This window comes from Actinomadura darangshiensis (genome assembly GCF_004349235.1).
Classification (GTDB): domain Bacteria; phylum Actinomycetota; class Actinomycetes; order Streptosporangiales; family Streptosporangiaceae; genus Spirillospora; species Spirillospora darangshiensis.
Genome location: NZ_SMKY01000070.1, coordinates 1 through 19,051 on the forward strand (window position 1 = coordinate 1; position 19,051 = coordinate 19,051).

General features: G+C 71.2%; 14 protein-coding genes. 10 read left to right on the plus strand and 4 right to left on the minus strand.

All coding sequences use genetic code 11. From position 1 onward, the window contains the following. The 5 genes from E1293_RS17410 to E1293_RS17430 form a co-directional block, all read left to right on the plus strand. Window positions 1-1,219 (plus strand): acyltransferase family protein (locus tag E1293_RS17410; RefSeq protein WP_207938899.1); only part of this gene is annotated, 1,219 nt, incomplete at its 5' end. 110 nt (window positions 1,220-1,329) lie between these two features. Continuing rightward, the gene (locus tag E1293_RS17415) at window positions 1,330-3,513 is read left to right on the plus strand and encodes a bifunctional glycosyltransferase/CDP-glycerol:glycerophosphate glycerophosphotransferase (protein ID WP_279473208.1); all 2,184 of its coding nucleotides are present in this window, start codon (window positions 1,330-1,332) and stop codon (window positions 3,511-3,513) included. A gap of 67 nt (window positions 3,514-3,580) precedes the next feature. Then, entirely contained in the window at window positions 3,581-6,976 is a 3,396-nt protein-coding gene (locus E1293_RS17420) for a bifunctional glycosyltransferase family 2 protein/CDP-glycerol:glycerophosphate glycerophosphotransferase (RefSeq protein WP_132198462.1), read from the plus strand. A gap of 20 nt (window positions 6,977-6,996) precedes the next feature. Next, a complete protein-coding gene (locus E1293_RS17425) occupies window positions 6,997-7,755 on the plus strand; it encodes a hypothetical protein (protein ID WP_132198463.1) in 759 nt (252 codons plus the stop codon). Next, window positions 7,752-8,933 carry a glycosyltransferase family 4 protein gene (locus E1293_RS17430; protein ID WP_132198464.1) on the plus strand — a complete coding sequence of 394 codons (1,182 nt, stop codon included), beginning with the start codon at window positions 7,752-7,754 and terminating at the stop codon, window positions 8,931-8,933. The genes E1293_RS17425 and E1293_RS17430 overlap by 4 nt, the downstream gene beginning before the upstream one ends. Here E1293_RS17430 and E1293_RS17435 read toward each other — a convergent pair. Then, complete coding sequence (locus E1293_RS17435; protein ID WP_132198465.1) at window positions 8,930-10,375, minus strand: hypothetical protein; 1,446 nt, start codon at window positions 10,373-10,375, stop codon at window positions 8,930-8,932. The two genes, E1293_RS17430 and E1293_RS17435, sit on opposite strands and share 4 nt — an antisense overlap. A 125-nt stretch (window positions 10,376-10,500) precedes the next feature. On the opposite strand from E1293_RS17435, the gene E1293_RS17440 reads away from it, so the two are divergent. From E1293_RS17440 to E1293_RS17450, 3 genes are read left to right on the plus strand one after another with little or no spacing between them, the layout of a single operon-like run. Further along, entirely contained in the window at window positions 10,501-11,502 is a 1,002-nt protein-coding gene (locus E1293_RS17440) for a CDP-alcohol phosphatidyltransferase family protein (protein ID WP_132198466.1), read from the plus strand. Window positions 11,503-11,531: 29 nt separating this feature from the next. After that, window positions 11,532-11,795 (plus strand): CopG family transcriptional regulator, encoded by a 264-nt coding sequence (locus E1293_RS17445; protein ID WP_132198467.1) that lies wholly within the window; start codon window positions 11,532-11,534, stop codon window positions 11,793-11,795. Next, window positions 11,792-12,205, plus strand: a complete 414-nt coding sequence (locus E1293_RS17450; RefSeq protein WP_132198468.1) for a PIN domain-containing protein — start codon at window positions 11,792-11,794, stop codon at window positions 12,203-12,205. Before E1293_RS17445 ends, E1293_RS17450 begins: the two co-directional genes overlap by 4 nt. A 25-nt stretch (window positions 12,206-12,230) precedes the next feature. Here the strand turns inward: E1293_RS17450 and E1293_RS17455 are convergent, their stop codons facing one another. The 3 genes from E1293_RS17455 to wecB are packed head-to-tail and all read right to left on the minus strand — an operon-like array spanning window position 12,231 to window position 16,223. Next, entirely contained in the window at window positions 12,231-14,348 is a 2,118-nt protein-coding gene (locus E1293_RS17455; protein ID WP_132198486.1) for a glycosyltransferase family protein, read from the minus strand. 53 nt (window positions 14,349-14,401) lie between these two features. Next, window positions 14,402-15,130 carry a hypothetical protein gene (locus tag E1293_RS17460; RefSeq protein WP_207938901.1) on the minus strand — a complete coding sequence of 243 codons (729 nt, stop codon included), beginning with the start codon at window positions 15,128-15,130 and terminating at the stop codon, window positions 14,402-14,404. Further along, complete coding sequence (gene wecB, locus E1293_RS17465; RefSeq protein ID WP_132198469.1) at window positions 15,123-16,223, minus strand: non-hydrolyzing UDP-N-acetylglucosamine 2-epimerase; 1,101 nt, start codon at window positions 16,221-16,223, stop codon at window positions 15,123-15,125. Before wecB ends, E1293_RS17460 begins: the two co-directional genes overlap by 8 nt. Before the next feature lie 24 nt (window positions 16,224-16,247). On the opposite strand from wecB, the gene E1293_RS17470 reads away from it, so the two are divergent. Both E1293_RS17470 and E1293_RS17475 read left to right on the plus strand, forming a co-directional pair. Next, entirely contained in the window at window positions 16,248-17,690 is a 1,443-nt protein-coding gene (locus E1293_RS17470) for a glycosyltransferase family 4 protein (RefSeq protein WP_243716288.1), read from the plus strand. A gap of 19 nt (window positions 17,691-17,709) precedes the next feature. Beyond that, window positions 17,710-18,972 carry a nucleotide sugar dehydrogenase gene (locus tag E1293_RS17475; protein ID WP_132198470.1) on the plus strand — a complete coding sequence of 421 codons (1,263 nt, stop codon included), beginning with the start codon at window positions 17,710-17,712 and terminating at the stop codon, window positions 18,970-18,972. The last annotated feature ends 79 nt before the right edge of the window (window positions 18,973-19,051 follow it).

Sequence of the window (19,051 nt, forward strand, 5' to 3'; positions counted from 1 at the left end):
ACACGGAGACATGACCGACATCCTCCCGACCCCGCCACCCGCCACTGGCAGTGTGCTGTCCACGACGGACAGTGCGCCCCCCGCCGGTGGCGCGCCCGCCGCGACCGCGCCCGCCACGACCGTCCCGGACGCCGCCACCGTCCCGGACGCCGCGGCGCCGCCCGGTGAGCGGCCCGGTCCCCCCGCCGAGAAGGCGCCGCGCAAGCAGCGCGACGCCTACTTCGACAACGCCAAGTTCTGCACGGCCATCCTGGTCGTCCTCGGCCATGTCTGGGCGCAGTTCGGCGACAGCCAGGCGGTGCACGCCGCCTATGTCGTTCTCTACGCCTTTCATATGCCGGTCTTCGTTTTCATATCCGGCTACTTCTCGCGGGGATTCATGCGCTCGGCGGACAAGTTCCGCAGCATTTTCCCCACATTGGTCGTCCCTTATGTGATATTCATCCTGCTTTACCGGGCGCAACTGATCTTCATCAACGATGTCGACTTCCGGCTGAGCGAGATCTTCCGGCCGCATTTCCTCATGTGGTTCCTCGTGGCGCTCGTCTTCTGGCGGCTGAGCGCGCCGCTCTGGGGGCAGGTGCGCCACCCCGTGGCGATCTCCGTGGCGCTCAGCGTCGTCGGCGGCAGCTGGGCGTTCACCGCCGACTCGACGCTCAGCCGGACGGCCGGGCTGCTGCCGCTCTTCGTCCTCGGCCTCACGATCGAGCCGCGGCACGTCCAGCGGCTGCGCGCCGCCTGGGCGCGGTGGGCGGGGCTCGCCATGCTGGCCGCGGCACTGCCCATCGCCTACGTCTGGGAGCGGGGCACCGTCGTCTCGAAGATCAACAGCGGGCTCCTGTACTGGAACGAGGGCTACTCCGACATGGGGTTCGGCACCGCGGAGGGCATGGGCTGGCGCCTCGCGGCCCTCGGCTTCGCCGTCCTGCTCGGCGCCGCCTTCCTCGCGTGCATCCCGCGCAAGCGGGCCTGGTACACCGAGATGGGGACCCGCACGATGTACGTGTACCTGCTGCACGGGCTCATCGTGAAGACGTTCGATTACACCGGCATGCTGGACAAGCCCGTCCTGCACGAGCCGCTCGGCATCGTCTCGGTCACCCTGGCCGCGGCGGCGCTCGGCGTCGTCCTCGCCACCGCGCCCGTGCAGCGGGTCACCCGGTGGGCCGTCGAGCCGAGTGCCCGCTGGCTCACCCGGCCGGCGCACGGCCGCACCTGAGGTTCCCGCGTCTGAGATTCAATGCCGATCTGCGGGTATAGTCCAGAATCACCGAGTAGTTGATTGGTCTACGCGTGAGCCCTGATCACGACATCTCCTTGAGCATCATCGTGCCCGTGCACAAAGTGCAGGGGTACATCCGGCAATGCCTGGATTCCATCCTCGACCCGGACCTTCCGAACCTCGAAGTCATCGCCGTCGACGACCACTCCCCGGACGGCTGCGGCGAGATCCTCGACGAGTTCGCCGAGCGCGATTCGCGCGTCAAGGTGCGCCACCTCACCGAGAACGTCGGGCTCGGCCACGCCCGCAACATCGGCCTCGACATGGCGACCGGCGACTACGTCTGGTTCTTCGACAGCGACGACTACGCGACCGAGGGCGCGGTCCGCGCGATCTGCGACCGGCTCGCCGAGACCCGCCCGGACGTGCTGGTCTTCGACTACGCGCGGTCCTACTGGAACGGCAAGGTCAAGCGCAGCATCATCAACCACCTGTTCCGCGAGCCGCCGGCGCCGGACGTGTTCACCCTCGCCGAGCGGCAGAGCGTCCTGGAAATGATGATGACGGCGTGGAACAAGGCGATCCGCCGGGAGTTCCTGCTCGACCTCGGGCTGCGGTTCAGCGGCGGCTACTACGAGGACATCAACGTCACCTACCCGATCCTGATGGCGGCCGAGCGGCTCAGCCTGCTGGACCGGGTCTGCTACATCTACCGGCAGCGCCGCCGCGGCGCGATCACCAAGACCGCCGGGGCCAAGCACTTCGACGCGTTCGCGCAGTACGACCGCATCTTCGAGTTCATGGACGGGATGGGCGCCAAGGCCGACCCGTTCCGCCCGCTGATGTTCGACCGGACGATCTGGCACCTGCTCGTCATCATCGAGCGCGGCGACCGCGTCCACGAGTCGGAGAACGCCCGGTTCTTCGCCGAGATGGCGAAGACCTACAACCGGTACGAGCCGGCCGGGCACGTCCCGCCGGAGCCCGAGGACAAGCCGTTCCTCGCCGACAAGCACCGGATGATCAAGGCGGACGACTACCGCGGGTTCGAGCGGGTCCGCGCCGCCGAGGCCAAGGACAAGGCGCGGCGCAAGGCCACCAAGGCCGCGAAGATCCGCAGGCGCGGCGTGCTGCTGGGCAAGGAGCTCGCCAAAGAGCGCTACTACCAGATGCAGCGGCGCCTCCCGATCGACGAGAACCTCGCCGTGTTCGGCGCGTACTGGTACCGCGGGTACGCGTGCAACCCGGCGGCGATCTACGAGAAGGTCCGGGAGCTGGCCCCGCACGTCCACGCGGTGTGGGTCGTGAAGCCGGGCGCGCGCAAGACCATGCCGGACGGCGTCGACTACGTCGTCGCCGGGTCCGCCGAGTACTACCGGACGCTGGCCCGCGCGAAGTACTTCGTCAACAACGTGAACTTCCCCGACAACTACGTGAAGCGGCCGGGGCAGGTCCACATGATGACCCAGCACGGGACGCCGCTGAAGAAGATGGGCCTCGACCAGATGGAGTACCCGGTCGGCGCCAACGACATGGACTTCAAGGCCCTCATCGCCCGGTCCGACCGCTGGGACTACCTCGTCTCGTCCAATCCGCTGTCGTCGGAGGCGTGGGAGCGCGGGTTCCCGTGCGACTACGAGATGCTGGAGATCGGCTACCCGCGCAACGACCGGCTGGCCGCCGCCACCGCCGAGGAGCGGGAGCGGCTGCGCGCCGAGCTCGGCGTCCCGGGCAACGCGACCGCGATCCTGTACGCGCCGACGCACCGCGACTACCAGCGCCGCTACAGCCCGATGTTCGACATCGGCCGGGTCATGGAGCGGCTCGGCGAGGGGCACGTGCTGCTGCTCCGGGCGCACTACTACTACAAGATCAAGAGCCTGGCGGCGGACATGGGCTGGCCGGAGGGCCGGGTCATCGACGTGTCCAAGCACCCGTCCGTCGAGGACCTCATGATCGCCTCGGACGCGCTGCTCACCGACTACTCCTCGGTCATGTTCGACTACGCCAACCTCGACCGGCCGATCGTGATCTACGCCAACGACTGGGAGACCTACAAGCTCACCCGCGGCGTGAACTTCGACCTGACGGCCACCCCGCCCGGCGTCGTCGCCACCACGGAGGCCGAGCTCGCGGACGCGTTCGTGTCGCGGGCGGCCTGGAGCGACGCCGCCACCAAGAACCTGGCGAACTTCAGGGCGCGGTTCTGCCCGTGGGACGACGGGCAAGCGGCCGAGCGCGCCGTCCGGCGGATGTTCCTCGGGGAGAAGATTCCGAATCCGCCGCAGTAGCCACGGCGGGCACGCCACGGCAGTAGCATCCGCCTCACGTACCGTCACGTCCGAAGGGGTGGGTCACTTGTCCGCCAGCGGGGTCAGCGTCGTCGTGCTCGCGCACGGAGCCGGAGAGTCACTGGGCGGCACCCTCGCTTCGCTCGCCGCCCAGTCGCACACCGGCCTCGACGTGCTGGTGATGGACGACGGCGCCGGGGCGGCCGCCGAGACCGCCCTGCCCGACGACCGGTTCCGCGTCGTCCGGGAGGGCGCGCCGAGCCGGGGCGCGGCGCGCAACCTGGGCGTCGCGGAGAGCGGCGGCGAGTTCCTGCTGTTCGTCAACGGCGGCGACGAGCTGCCCGCGGACGCGGTCGCGGCGCTCGTCGCGGCGCTGGAGGCGTCGGGGTCGGACATCGCGCTCGGCCGCGAGGCCGTCCGGCGGTGGACGGGCCAGGCCGCGCAATGGCGGCCGGCCGACGCGGTGGCCGAGCCGGCCACCGGCACGGACGTGCGGCACACCCCGGAGCTGGCCGCCGAGCGCACGGTCTCCGGCAAGCTGTTCCGGCGGTCCTTCTGGACGGCGGGCAAGCTGGAGTTCCCCGACATGAGCCGGTACGACGACCTGCCCGCCGCCGTGCGGGCGATGCACCTCGCGACGGGCGTCGACGTGCTGCCCGGCGTCGTCCTGCACCGGCGGGGCGAGCGGTACCCGGTGACGACGCAGGCGCAGGACATCGCGGACGGGTTCGGCGCCGTCACCCTCGCCGCCGACTGGCTCGGCGAGCACGGCCACCCCCGGTCGCAGCGCCGCCTCCAGCTCCTCGCGGCCGGCCACGAGCTGCGCGTGTTCCTGGACGCGCTGCCCGATGTGCCCGCCGAGGAGCGCGACCAGGTCGTCGCGCTGGCCGCCGCGTACGCGGCCGGCATCCCGGCGAAGGTGCTCGCGGAGGCGCCCGCGCTGACCCGGCTGAAATGGCATCTCGCCACCACGGGGCACACGACGGAGCTGGTGAAGGTCGTCCGGTACGAGCGGGGGAAGGCGTCACCGTCGATCGTCCGCGACCCGCTGCGCCGGTACGTCGTCTACCCGTACTGGAAGGACGCCAAGCTCGACGTCCCGCGCGAGGTCTACCGGGCGCGCGGCGAGCTGACCCTGCGGGGCCGCGTGCACGCGGTCGGCTGGGAGGGCGACACGCTGACCGTCACCGGCGAGGCGTACATCAACTCGATCAGCATGCGGCGCCGCTGGACGTCGGTGAAGGCGATGACGCTGCGGTCCGGCGGGCGCAGGATCGTCGCGCGGGCCCGGCAGACGCCGAAGCCGGGCAAGAAGTCGGGCTGGTCCGGGTTCGAGTTCGCCTTCGACGTGGGCCGGCTCCGCGACCGCGGCCGCTGGGTCGAGGGCGTCTGGAGCGTCGACGCGTCCGTGCTGAACGCGGGCGTGTTCCGGCAGGGGCCGCTGCGGGGCGGCGGCTCCGGCAGCGGCGCGCACCCGCCGTACCACTACGTCGCCGACGACGTGCGCGTCGTCCCGCGCATCGAGGACGGCCGCCTCGTCATCAGGGTCGAGCGGGTCACGGCGAAGGCGACCGCGCTGCGCTGGGACGACAACGCGCTCGTCATCGAGATGGCGGGCGAGGTGCCCGGCGAACTGGTGCTCGCGCTGGGCGACGACCGTGTCGGCGTCCCGGTCACCGCGGCCGAGGGCGGGTTCACCGCCCGCGTCGACCCGGAGGCCCTCGAAGGGCCCCCGATGCCGCCCGAGCAGATCGACGACACCCGCGACTGGACGGCCTCCGTCGCGGGCCGTCCGCTGGTGCTCGCCGAAGGCGTCGACGACGCCGAGCGGGCGTTCGGCCCGCTGGAGGTCACCGCCGGCCGCGGGCCCGGCGGCTACCTGCGCGTGCGGCGCACCACGGCCCGGCTCGCCGTCGACGACTGCACCTGGCGGCCGGACGGGACGCTCGCCCTGACCGCGACGCACAGCGCGCACGGCGGCGGGCAGATCGTGCTGCGCGGCCGCGGCCGCCGCAAGGAGCACGCGTTCGACCTCGTCGCCGACCCGTCGTCCGGCCTGCTGCGCGCGGAGGTCCCGGCCGCGGCCGTGCCGGGCGTCGCCGGCGTCCTGCCGCTGCGGCCCGGCCACTGGGACGTGCTGTTCCGGCCCCCGGGCGAGCGGGCGCTGACCGTCCGGCTGTCGCAGCGGGCGCAGCGGAACCTGCCGGAGCCGCTGGAGGTGGCGCGGCGAAGCTACGCCCTGGAGAGCCGCGACGGCCGGCTCGCCGTGGCGGTGACCGGCGACGTCTCGCCGGAGGAGAAGAGCGCCGGCCGCAAGCACCGGGAGGAGGCCCGCCGCCGCGTCGACCGCGACGGGCTGCGCGACGCCGTCGTGTTCTCCTGCTTCAGCGGACGCCAGTACTCCGACAGCCCGAAGTCCATCCACCAGGAGCTGCTGCGCCGCGGGCTGGACCTGGAGCAGCTGTGGGTCGTCAACGACGCGCAGGTGGAGCTGCCGAGCACGCTGCGGCCGCTCCGGCTGAACGGCGGCGAGTGGCACGAGGCGCTGGCCACGTCCCGCTACATCGTGACGAACCACCGGCTGGGGGACGCGTTCCGGCGGCACCCCGACCAGGTCGTCCTGCAGACGTGGCACGGCACCCCGCTGAAGAAGATCGGCAGCGACATCAAGGAGGTGCACTTCGCGTACGCGCCGGGCATGAAGAAGGCGCTGCAGTCGAAGTCCGCCGGGCCGTCCGTGCCCGAGTGGAGCCACCTGCTGTCGCCCAACCCGTTCAGCACGGAGATCTTCCGGCGCGCGTTCGCGTTCAAGGGCGAGATGCTGGAGGTCGGCTACCCGCGCAACGACCTGCTGCACAGCCCGGAGGCCGACGCGGTCGCCAAGCAGGTCCGGACCCGGCTCGGCATCCCCGAGGGCAAGCGGGTCGTGCTGTACGCGCCGACGTGGCGCGACGACCAGTACTACAGCCGCGGCCGCTACAAGTTCGACATGCGGATCGACCTGGAGCGGGCCCGCGCCGCGCTCGGCGACGACCACGTCCTGCTCGTCCGGCTGCACACCAACGTGGTGGACGGCGTCGTCGAGGACGAGCACGGCTTCGTCCGGGACGTGTCGCTCTACCCCGACATCACCGAGCTGTACCTGATCTCCGACCTGATGATCAGCGACTACTCGTCGGTGATGTTCGACTATGCGGGCACCGGCCGGCCCATGCTGTTCTTCACCTACGACCTGGCCGACTACCGCGACCGGCTGCGCGGCTTCTACTTCGACTTCGAGGCCGAGGCACCGGGGCCGCTGGTGGAGACGTCCGACGACCTGATCGGCGCGATCCGCGACGTCGAATCCGCCACGGCGGGGCACAAGGAGCGCTACACGGCGTTCGTCGACCGGTTCTGCCCGCTCGACGACGGGCACGCCGCGTCCCGCGCGGCCGACCGCGTCTTCGGCCCGGCCGGTTGAGTCCGGCCGGGCGGTCGGCCGTGGACACGGTGGCCGAGCACTGCAGGGTCGGGCCGGACGACGGCCTGCTCATCCGCTGGCCCACCCCGTTACGCCACGGCGAGCGGGTCGTGCTGCGGCACGGCTCGTCCGGCGAGGTCCGGGCCGAGGCGCTGTCCGGTGACCGGCGCTCGGTCACGCTCGCGGTCGCCGGGCTGGCGACGGGCGCGTGGGAGCTGCTCCTCGGCGCCGACCGCCCGCTGGTGACCGACGACCCCGGCTTCTCCCTCGACGGGCTGCGCGCCTACGCCGCGTCGGCCCGCCACCGCGCGGCCCGTGTCGTCCGCCTGCCGGACGGGCGGGCCGTGCTCGACGTCCGCGAGGTCACCCCGCACGCCGAGGTCGAGACGGTGCACCCGCGCGACGGCGAGATCGAGATCGGCGGGCGGCTCGCCTACGCCGGGCCGCGCCCGGGGGATGCCCGGCTTGTCGCGGTCGCACGCGACGGCGACGACACGGCGGGGTGGCACGTCCGGCTCGACGGGACCGAGTTCCGCGTCTGCCTCGACGTGCGCGCGTTCGCCGCCTGCGAGCCCCACCTCTGGGATCTGTGGCTCGACGCCGGCGACGTCCATGCCCGGCTCGCCACCTTTCTCGACGACTCGCCGGGCAAGCGGGGCACTCTGTCCTATCCTCGACAGGTCACCGCGTCCGGCGACCGGGAGATGAGCGTGCGCCCCTACTACACGCTGAAGGACGAGCTGTCGATCGCGTGCCACCGCGTGGACGCCGCCCCGTGAAGATCACGTTCCTGCTGCTGGAGGCATTCCCCGTCGACGGCACCGTCCGCAGCACCTTCACGCTCGCGGACGAGCTGTCCCGCCGACACGACGTCGAGCTCGTCACCGTGCGGCGGACGACCGACCGGCCGGTCCTGCCGCTCTCGGACCGCGTGGGCCTGCGTTCGCTGGTCGACGTCCGCCCGGACGCGAAGGTCCCGTGGCCGCACGCGGCGCGCGCCGAGCGGCTGACGGCCGAGCCGAGCGCGATCGTCCATCCGGAGGAGCGCAGCTACGGCAAGTACTCCGCCTGGACCGACGAGCGGCTCACCCGCTTCCTGCGGCGGCTCCGCACGGACGTGCTGGTCACGACCCGCGCCGGCCTCAACCTGATGGCCGCCCGGCTGGCCCCGCGCGGGGTCGTCGTGGTCGGGCAGGAGCACCTTCAGCTCGGCATCAACGACTCGGGGATCCTCGGCGAGATCGAGGAGTGGTATCCGCGGCTGGACGCGCTGACCTGCCTGACGTCCGCCGACACCGCGGACTACGAGCAGCGGCTTCCGGCCGGCTCGTGTCCCGTCCACACCATCGGCAACGGGCTGCCCACCCGGGTGTACCCGCGCTCGCGGCAGGAGAACAAGGTCGTCGTCGCCGCCGGGCGGATCGTCTGGATCAAGGGCTACGACCTGCTCATCGACGCGTTCGCGAGGGTCGTGGAGAAGCATCCGGAATGGAGGCTGCGCATCCACGGGGACGGCCCGCGGCGCGAGGAGCTGCGGCGCAAGGTCACCCGGCTCGGCCTCTACAACAACGTCCGGATGCTGGAGCCGACCGAGGACATGGAGGGCGAGCTGGCCAAGGCGTCCGTGCTCGCGGTGTCCTCGCGCGCCGAGTCGTTCGGCATGACGATCATCGAGGGATTCGCGTGCGGGCTGCCCGCGGTCGCCTTCGACTGCCCGCGCGGGCCCCGCGAGATCATCACCGACGGGGTGGACGGGCTGCTCGTCCCGCCCGAGGACGCCGGGGCGTTCGCCGAGACGCTGATCCGGCTGATCGACGACGCGGAGCTGAGGAACCGGATGGCGGCGAACGCCGTCGCGTCGGCCGAGCGGTTCGACATCTCCGTGGTCGCCGCGAAATGGGAGCGGATGCTGACCTCCCTGAGCACCGCGCCCCGCCGCGACACAGGGCGCCGCTAAGCGGACACCTCCTCGCGGGGGGCGGGCTCGTCCTGTGCCTTGGGTGCCTCCTCGGGCGGTCTGGGCGGTGGTATCAGCGCCAGACCGAGCGCCACGCACGCGAACGGGACGGCGGGAAGGACGTACCGGTAGTCGAAGTCGGCGGTCGCGGCGGGGATCACGAGCAGCGCCAGGCTCGTCCCCCACGGGAGGAGGGCACCGGTCGCCCAGTGCCGGACGGGACGCCTCAGCCAGTGCCCCGGCCGCACATGCACGAACGCCCCGGCGAGGCCGCCCAGCAGCAGCACGCCGAGGATCGTGCCCGGCATGACCACATGATCCTGGTAGGCGAGGACCTGCCCCGCCCACGGCCGGACGACCCTGGTCTCGCCGTCATCGCCGTACTGCCGCGCGGCCTTCGCCTGCTTGTCGCTCCACGCCTCACCCTGCGGGAAGTCGTACTGCAACCACGTCCACGGCGTGGGGTACGGCTGGCGGTGCCACGTGAACGCCTTCAGCGTGTCCTCGACGACGACCTGACCGTAGTCGACGGGCTGCGCCTTGATCGCCGCCCACGCGAACTCGCCGGCGAGCCGGTTGCCCTGGTCGCCGTAGACCCAGCCGGGGATGTCGCGGAACGGGGAGTCGGGCGTCCACATGACGGAGAACGACTTGGAGATCCGCGGATCGCTCTGCCTGGGGCACATGACCGCCAGCTCGGGGCGCGGCTTGATGACCCGGCAGTCGGCGAACGCGGCGGTGCGCCCGTACAGGAAGACCTGGTCGGCCTTGGCGAACTTGTACTCCCCGTACTCCGCGTGGAACCAGAACATGTAGCCGACGACCGGCAGGACGAACGCGACCGCCGTCGCGGCGCAGGCCCGCCATCCCGCCTTCCTGATCAGCATCGCGACGAGGATGAGCGCGATCAGCGGCAGCCCGGCCGTCCTCGTGAGCGCCGCCGCGGCCGCGAACACCCCGGCCAGGGCGGCCAGCCACCATGTCGTCCGGCGCCGCCACAGCACCGCCGCCACCGCCGCGAGCAGCAGGAACGCGAACAGCGAGTCCGACATGAGCATGTGCTCAAGGGCGACCTGGTGCACGGGGATCAGCACGGGCACGGTCAGCAGCGCCGCGACCACACCGGCGATCCATGGGCGCAGGACCCGTCCGGCGCGCCACACCAGCACGTACACCAGGACACCGGTGAGAATGCCGATCACGTGCTGCACGGACACCATCACCGTGAAGCTGTGGAACGGTTTGATCAGCCACAGCAGGATCGGGTACCCGCTCGGGCGCGTCTCGTCCGGCCGCAGCCTGACCGCGGCCTCCAGATAGCCCGGCGAGTCACCGAACCACAGGGGCGCCGGATAGCCCAGGACAGCGACGACCCGGATCCAGACCGCCACCGCGAGCACCCCGGAGAACGGCAGATGAGGCAGGACGCTACGGACACGCACCCTGCTGGCCGTACCCGCCCCGATGATCGACATGTGACCGGACGATCACGGATCGGAGACATTGCCGAGACCGGAACCGGACAGCCGATAACATCGGTCCCGCCCTGCACACTGAAAGGAACCCCATGGCGAACTTCACGCTCGACGACGTTCGGCAACGGACGTACAAGGCGCGTGACGCCTGGTGGACCGTCCTGCTGGTCGATCCGCTCGCGTCCAGGCTGGTCCGCTTCACGGCCAACCGGACCCGGGTGACACCGAACCAGCTCACCGTCGCAGCCCTCGTCCTCGGCCTGGCCGCCGGCGCCTGCTTCGCCGTCGCGTCCTGGCCGTGGCTGCTCGCCGGCGCGCTCCTGTACCACCTGTCGTTCACCCTCGACTGCATGGACGGCAAGATCGCCCGCCTCAAGGGGACCGGCTCGGTCTTCGGCGCCTGGCTCGACTACATCTTCGACCGCGTCCGCGTCCTGGCCTGCGCGATCGCCCTGATGGCGGGCCAGTACGCCGCCACCGGCAACGTCGCCTACATCTGGACGGCCCTCGCCGTCGTCTTCCTCGACATGCTCCGCTACATGGACGCGCTGGAGATCTACAAGGTCCGCTCCCAGATGCGCTCCACCCTGAACGCGGCCCGCGAGGAGGCCGACTCCCTCGAACTGGCCGCCCGCCGCGCCAACGGCGACCTCACCGACGCCGACGAGGAGCTCCGCTCCGCCGAGGCCCTCACCGAGGACCCCGAGATGGAGGATCGCGTCGTCGGCGACGACCCGTCCAACGCGGCCCTCCAGCAGGGCTTCAACCAGCGCTTCCCCTGGTACGCCCGCATCCGCAACGTCCTCATGGCGGGCCGCATCCGCCCCCACCTGATCAGCGGCATCGAGTTCCAGATGGGCGTCTTCATCGTCGCCCCCGTCGCCGCCGCCATCGTCTCCGGCGCCATCATCCCCGTGGTGGCCGTCAGCGGCGCCGGCCTGCTGGCCTTCGAGTTCGTCATCATCTACAAGTTCTGGCTCTCCAGCCGCGACTACAGCCGCAGCCTCGCCAAGCTCAACGCCAAGATCGAAACCCACCGCGCCGACCTCCCCACCGAGTACACCGAGCTGGCCGTCGGCACCAGCTCCGGCTGACTGGGAGGATCGGAGGTAGGATAAAGAGCATGAGTGACCCTACCGGCAAGTACTCGATCACCATGCCGCGCGATATCGCCGAGGCGGCCAAGGCGCGCAGCGGCACCTCCGGCCTGTCCGCCTACGTCGCAGCCGCCGTCGCCCGCCAGATCGAACGCGACAACCTGAACGAACTCGTGGCCGTCGCCGAGGCCGAGCACGGCCCCATCACGGACGAGGAGATCCAGGCGCTGCGCGACCAACTCCACCAGGCGCGCAAGGAACAGGCCCGGAGCGGGGCTGACGCCGCGTGACACGCTCTCCGGCCGTGCCGGGCGGCAGCCTCGTCCTCGACAGCGAGGGCCTGGCCAAGTCCGTCCTGCGTGACCGCAACGTCACCGGCTGGCTCGCATTGGCCCGCGCCGACGACCTGCGCGTGCTCACCTCCGCGGCCACCCTCGTGGAGGTCGTCCACCCCCGCATCAACCGCCCGGCTCTGAACTGGACGCTCGCCCGCCTCGTCATCGAGCCGGTCACCGAGCAAGTCGCCCGCCAAGCCGCCGCATTGCTCGCGAACGCGGGCCTGCACGGCCACAAGCACGCCATCGACGCCATGCTCAGCGCCACCGCCCTCGCCGCTCCCGGACCGGTGACGGTCCTCACCTCGGACCCCGACGACCTGAAAGCCCTGTGCGACGGAAACGTCACCATCATCAAAATCTGATATGCCCCTCTGGGCAGCGTCCGGCCTAGGGGGTGAGGAGGTCTGTCCATTGGTGGCAGATCTTTTCTAGGGCGTAGGCCGTTTTCAGTTGGGTGCGGGCTTGGGCGGCTTCGGATTGCCAGCGGTTCTGGGAGACCGTTGTGGCGATCGCGGTGGCCATGGCCGACGGGGTCTCGTGGATCCAGTGGGGGTCGTAGATCGTGTCTGCGCCCGGCCAGGGGAGCAGGGCCGGGACGGCGCCGGAGGCCATGCCTTCGGCGGGGGCCAGGTGGAAGCTCTCGTCGTCGCTGGTGGAGAGGACGAAGCCTATGCGGCGTAGCCAGGAGGCAACGTCGCGGCCGTAGGAGTCGAAGACCACGCCGCCGGAGAGGTGGCGGGAGCGGCGGATGCGGCGGAAGACCTTTTCGAAGTGGGCCCGTTCCTCGTCCTTCTGCCAGATCCACCAGTACTCCCAGGGGAGCTTGGACTTGACGAAGAGGGTGAAGCGAGGGTCGTCGCGGCGTAGTTCTTCGACTACGTCCAGCGCCAGGTCCAGGCGTTTGCGGGACGGGGCTATGCCGATCATTCCCAGGTGGTGTTCTGCGCCCGGGAGCTTGGCGCGGTCCAGCTGCGAGTCGTCCACCCAGTTCGGGATCGTCGTCACCTTGGAGGACGGCCAGCCTGTGATCTCGCGGGTGAGGGTGTTGTAGTGCGGGCTCACGCAGATGACCTGGTCGATCGTGTCGATGTCCAGTTGCTTCGGCCAGGACGCGTAGAGCTCGAAGCGGTGGAGGCGGACCACGAGGCGCTGGTCCGGACGCTTGCGCTTGGAGTACCAGAGGGCGTTCGGGCCGCACCATTCGCAGATGATGACGTCCGCCCAGTCGACCAGGGCCTGGCTCTTCTCCTCGTCGTGGGCCTTGAGCGCGGGCCAGTGGTCTACCTGGACCTCCATGTCCGGGCGGGAGCGGAGGTAGTCGAGGAGGCGGGTGAAGAATTTCAGGTCGTGGCCTGCTACGCCGACTCGCAGGCGGCGGTTCTTGACCGCCAGGACTTTGTCGGACGGCTCTGGGAAGGTCTGAGCCAGGTATTTGCGGAGGCGGCCGGCGGCGGCCTCCAGGGTGAAGTCGGATGCGGCCGTGCGGCAGCGGTCGGCGGCGAGGGTGAAGACGTCCGGGTTCTTGCCAATGAGGGTCAGGGAGTCGAGGACATCGTCTTCGGTGGCGGCGAAGAGGGGGTAGTCGGCGCCCAGGAGCCGTTCGTGCATGGGGGTGCGGTTCAGGACGACCGGGACGCCCAGCGTCCCGCATTCCAGGACCTTGGTGGACAGTTCCAGGCTCGTGTCCATGGACGCGTCGCGCCAGGAGAGGCCCACGTCGCCGGCGGCGGTCAGGCGCATCGCTTCGGCGCGCGGGTGGCCGCCGTGCCAGATGACGCCCTCGGCCGTTTCCAGTGCCGTTCGCATCCGGGGCGAGAAGCCCGGATCGGACGGGTCGTCGTGGATCTTGTCGCCGACCATGTGGAGTTCGGCGTCCACGCCGCGCATGGAGAGCAGGCGCGGGAGGGACGTCATTTCGTAGGTGTTCCAGCGCGGCGCGAACTTGCCCGTGTAGACGAGGCGGAGCGGGCCGTCCGGAGGGCCGGCCGGGCGGGGAGACAGGCCGTCGGGGAGCACCACGACCGGCGGGAACAGGACGCTCTTGCCGGCCGTGGCCGGGACGGCGTTCTCCAGGAAGCCGCGCAGTTCTTCGGTCTGGCACAGGAGGACGCGGGAGGCGTCCGCGATCCGGCGCAGCTCGGCCTTGGCGGCCGTGTCGAACTCGGCGGCCGACTGGGGGACATCGGTCAGGTACGTCCAGAGGCGTCCGGCCAGGGGGCCCGCGGCGAGCTTGGCGGCGAGGCGGCGGCCCCGGACGACGATCAGGTCGTGCGGGCTCTCCTCGTCGACGCGGGCGAGGATCGCGGCGGCCTGCTTCGGCGCCATGGAGGTGTCGGCCAGGCCCTCGTCGTGCGGGCTGCGGACGGTGACGCCGGGCAGGGCGCGCAGCGGATCGACGAGCCGGCCCGTCCGGACCGGGGCCTTCAGGACCAGGGTCACCTCGCAGCCGGCGCGGGCCAGGGCCTGGACCATGCCCTGGGCCCAGATCGCCGATCCGTCGATCATGTTGAGGTCGACGTCGCCGTAGACGAGGGCTCGTGGTCGCACGGTGGTTCCTTTCAACGGACTGCGTTCCGTGTGAGGGGACGACCCCCCACACCCCCCGGCAACCGCCCCGGTTCTAGGAGCTCGGCGAGCCGGCCTGGCGCGGTGGCGGTCGCGTCCCAGGGCAGGGACGCCAGGGTGGCGGGCGGCGCCTCGCCCCACAGGACGAGCGGGAGCGATCGGGCGGCGGCGATCCGGCGGATCTCGTGCAGCGCCAGGTCGCGGTCGTACATGCCAGGAACGCCCAGGTATGCCCAGGGGCTGCCGGGTTCGCCGGCCGCCGCGTCCACCACGAGCATGTCCACGTCGGCCGATTCGAGGGCGATCGCGGCGTCGTGCGGGTACAGCGGGACGACCTTGGCGTGCTCGGCCAGTGCCGACGCCGTGTGCGGGGCGAGCACGCCCGCGATGATCAGGTCGTCGCAGGGGCCCGCGACGAGCAGGCGGTTCTCCGGACGGTCGATCCGGTCGGGCTCGACGCCTCCGCCCCCGGACGACCCGGGCGCGGATGCGGGAGCGTTCCGTTTGCGCCAGAGCCGGTACAGCTCGCGGGGCAGCCTCTTGCCGCGCTTGGGGTTGCGCGCGGCGCCCGCGACCAGCCGCCCGAACTGGACGGCCGTCGACCGCTCCAGCGCGGCGAGCCGCTTCTCCATCTCGTCGAGGCGCGCCTCGCGCTCCCGCAGCGTGGACTTGAGCCGTCCGAGCTGCTGGTACGCCCTGGCGTTCTGCTCCTCGTCAGTCACCGAGATACTCCATGATCACTTCTGCGATGCGGGGGCCGGCGTGGCCGTCCCACAGCGGCGGCTTGCGGTCGGCGGAGCGTCCGCCGGACTCCAGGCATTTACGCGCGGCGGGCACCAATTCCTCGAAGGTGACGAGCCGGTTCGTGCCGTGCGTGATGGTGATCGGCCGTTCGGTGTTCGGACGGACGGTCAGGCACGGCACGCCGAGGATCGTCGTCTCCTCCTGGAGGCCCCCCGAGTCCGTCACGACCGCCGCCGCGCCCCGCACGGCCGCGATGAAGTCGATGTATCCGAGCGGCTCCAAGATATGCACCCCGGAGTGGTCGGCCAGGCCGGCGGCGAGGAGGTTCGCCCGGCCGCGCGGGTGGACGGGAATGACCAGGTCGGCGAGGTCGGCGACGCCGTGCAGGTGCCGGACGAGCGCCGCCGCCGTCTCCGGGACGTCCACGTTGGCGGGACGGTGCATGGTCGCGAGGACGTACCGGTCCGGCAGCCCGTGGGCGGCGCGCACCGCGGCCGTGTCGAACGTGTCCAGGTTCGCCAGCAGCGTGTCGATCATCGGGTTGCCGACCAGGTGCGCCCGGGACACCGGGACGCCCTCGGCGGCCAGGTGCCCGATCCCCTCCGGGCTCGTGACCAGGCACAGCGCGGACAGCTGGTCGGTGATCCGGCGGTTCACCTCCTCCGGCATGGTCATGTCGAAGCTGCGCAGCCCCGCCTCCACATGGGCGACCGGGATGTGCAGCTTGGCCGCGACGAGGGCGGCGGCGATCGTCGAGTTCACGTCGCCGTACACGATGACCAGTGCGGGTGAACGGCTCGTGAACTCCCGCTCCAGGCCGATCATGAGCGCGGCGGTCTGCTCGGCGTGCCCGCCCGAGCCGACGCCGAGGTTCACGTCGGGCTCCGGGAGCCCCAGTTCGTCGAAGAAGACCTCCGACATCCGGGCGTCGTAGTGCTGTCCGGTGTGGATGACCGCCTGCCCCGCGCCGGCGGTGCGCAGCGCCGAGATGACCGGCGCGGCCTTGACGAAGTTCGGCCGCGCCCCGAGGACGTGCACGATGGGTGCCAACAGGATTTCCCTTCTGTTCATCGGGGTTGCCTAACGTTCGGCCTTGTGGCCGAGAAATCCGCGAAGAAACCCGTCTACCTGGCCGGACTCGCCTGGCGGCAGCTCCGGGACGATCCCGGGCGGGCGTCCAGGCTGGCCGTGCGACTGGCCGCGCGGGCCCCGTTCGGTGCCCGGTTGCGGCGTTCGCGGCTCGTCGTTCCGCGGCCCAGGGACGTCCAGCGGGAAACGCGGGATCTGCGTCTTCTGCTGGAGCAGCCCATGGCGCGGCCGCGCGCGCGCCGTGCCGTGCCCGGCAAGACCGTGCTTCAGTTCGTGACGAACGCTCTGCCGCGTACGAACGCGGGATACACCGTCCGGACGCACCGGATCGCCCTCGCACAGCGCGAGATGGGCCTCGACCCCCACATCGTGACACGGCTCGGTTATCCGCTCAGCCAGGGCATCGGCGACGCGCGGGCGCGCGTGGACGTCGACGGCGTCCCCTACCACCGGCTGCTGCCCTGGCTTCCGGAGTCCGATCCGCGGAGCGCCGTCGGGAAGAGCGCCGACCTGGCCGGACGGCTGGTCGAGGAGCTGCGGCCGTCCGTCCTGCACGCGGTCAGCAACCATCTGAACGCGGCCGTCGCGCTGGAGCTGGGGCGCCGCCACGGCATCCCCGTGGTCTACGAGGTCCGCGGCTTCCTGGAGGACTCCTGGCTGTCCCGCGATCCCGCGCACAGCGAGACCGACGACTTCTACCGGCTGACCCGGGAGCTGGAGACCCGCCGGATGGCCGAGGCCGACGCGGTCGTCACGCTCGGCGAGGCGATGCGCGCGGAGATCGCGTCCCGCGGCATCCCCGAAGACAAGATCTTCACGGTGCCGAACGGAGTGGACGAGGCGTTCCTCGAACCGCTCCCGGACGCCTCCGACCTGCGCGAACAGCTCGGCATCGCCCGGGATGCCGCGGTCGTCGGGCTCACGTCGTCCTTCTACGGCTACGAGGGCATCGACACGCTCATCGACGCGGCCGCCCTGCTGCGCGACCGCGGCGCCCCCGTCACGCTGCTCCTCGTGGGGGACGGCCCCGAACGCGGCGCGCTCGAACGGCGCGCGGCCGGGCACGGCGTTCATGCCGTGTTCACCGGGCGGGTGCCGATGGAGTCCGTTCGCCGTTTCCACGCCGTCCTCGATGTGTTCGCGGTGCCGCGCCGGGCGGACCGGGTCTGCCGGTTGGTGACGCCTCTCAAACCGATCGAGGCGATGGCGGGGGGAATCCCCGTTATTGCCAGTGATGTCAAGGCTCTGCGGGAAATCGTGGAACCCGGTGTGACGGGCACGTTAACAGTTCCGGAAAACCCGGAAGCGTGGGCGAATTGTCTGGAAGACCTGGCTTACAGTCCCGAAAGGAGACAGAAAATCGGTCAGACGGCCCGCGAGCGGGTCGCGGCGGAACGCACCTGGCGCGCCGTGACGGCCGGATACCGGGCCGCCTACCGAATGACATAGAGCGAAGGGAGCCGGCCTCGTGGATCTTGTTGTCATCGGACTCGGCTACGTCGGGCTGCCGCTCGTGCGGGAGGCCTGCCGGGCCGGCCTTCAGGTGGGCGGCCTCGACCGGGACGCGCGCGTCGTCGCCGGGCTCAAGGCCGGGCTGTCGCACATCGACGACGTGTCGTCCGCCGAGGTCGAGCAGATGCTGGACGCCGGCTTCGCCCCGAGCCTGGACGAGGACGTCCTGGACGGCGCCCGCACCGTGGTCATCTGCGTGCCGACGCCGCTGTCCCCGGAGGGCGGCCCGGATCTCGCCGCCGTGCGCGGCGCGTCTGAGACGGTCGCCCGGCACCTGGAGCCGGGGATGCTGGTGGTGCTGGAGTCGACCACCTACCCGGGCACGACCGAGGAGGTCGTCCGGCCGATCCTGGAGACGTCCGGCCTGGTCGCCGGGGAGGAGTTCCACCTGGCGTTCTCGCCGGAGCGGATCGACCCGGGCAACCCGGTGTACGGCGTCCGCAACACCCCGAAGATCGTCGGCGGGCTGGGCCCGGCGTGCGCGTCGGCGGCGGCGGCGTTCTACGGCAAGTTCGTCGACCGGGTCGTGCAGGCCAAGGGCACGCGCGAGGCCGAGATGGCGAAGCTGCTGGAGAACACGTACCGGCACGTCAACATCGCGCTGGTCAACGAGATGGCGGTGTTCTGCAACGAGCTGGGCATCGACCTGTGGGACGCGATCGACTGCGCGGCGACCAAGCCGTTCGGGTTCCAGGCGTTCCGGCCGGGGCCGGGCGTCGGCGGGCACTGCATCCCGATCGACCCGAACTACCTGTCGTACAAGGTCCGCTCGCTGGGCTACCCGTTCCGGTTCGTGGAGCTGGCCCAGGAGATCAACGACCGCATGCCCCGCTATGTGGCGGAACGCGCGCAGCAGCTCCTCAACCGGGAGGGACGCGCCCTGAAGGGCGCCAAGGTCCTGCTGCTCGGCGTCACCTACAAGGCCGACATCGCCGACCAGCGCGAGTCCCCGGCCCGCCCGGTGGCGCGGCGGCTGGCCCGCCTCGGCGCCGACCTGGCGTTCCACGACCCGTTCGTGACGTCCTGGGAGGTGGACGGCGAGCCGGTCCGGAACGCCGGCGACGACCTGGCCGCCGCGCTGGAGGCGTCCGACCTGGCGATCGTGCTGGCGGGCCACGCGGCCTACGACGCGGCGACGCTGACGGCCCACGCGCGCTTGCTCTTCGACACCCGAGGCCGCACGAGGAACACCGCCGCGGAAACCGTCGAACTGCTCTGACCCCTCGTCGACTTGCGGCGTGTTGTCGTTTCCGCGGGCCGCATAACAGCAACACGCCGCACGTCGACGGAGCTTGGAC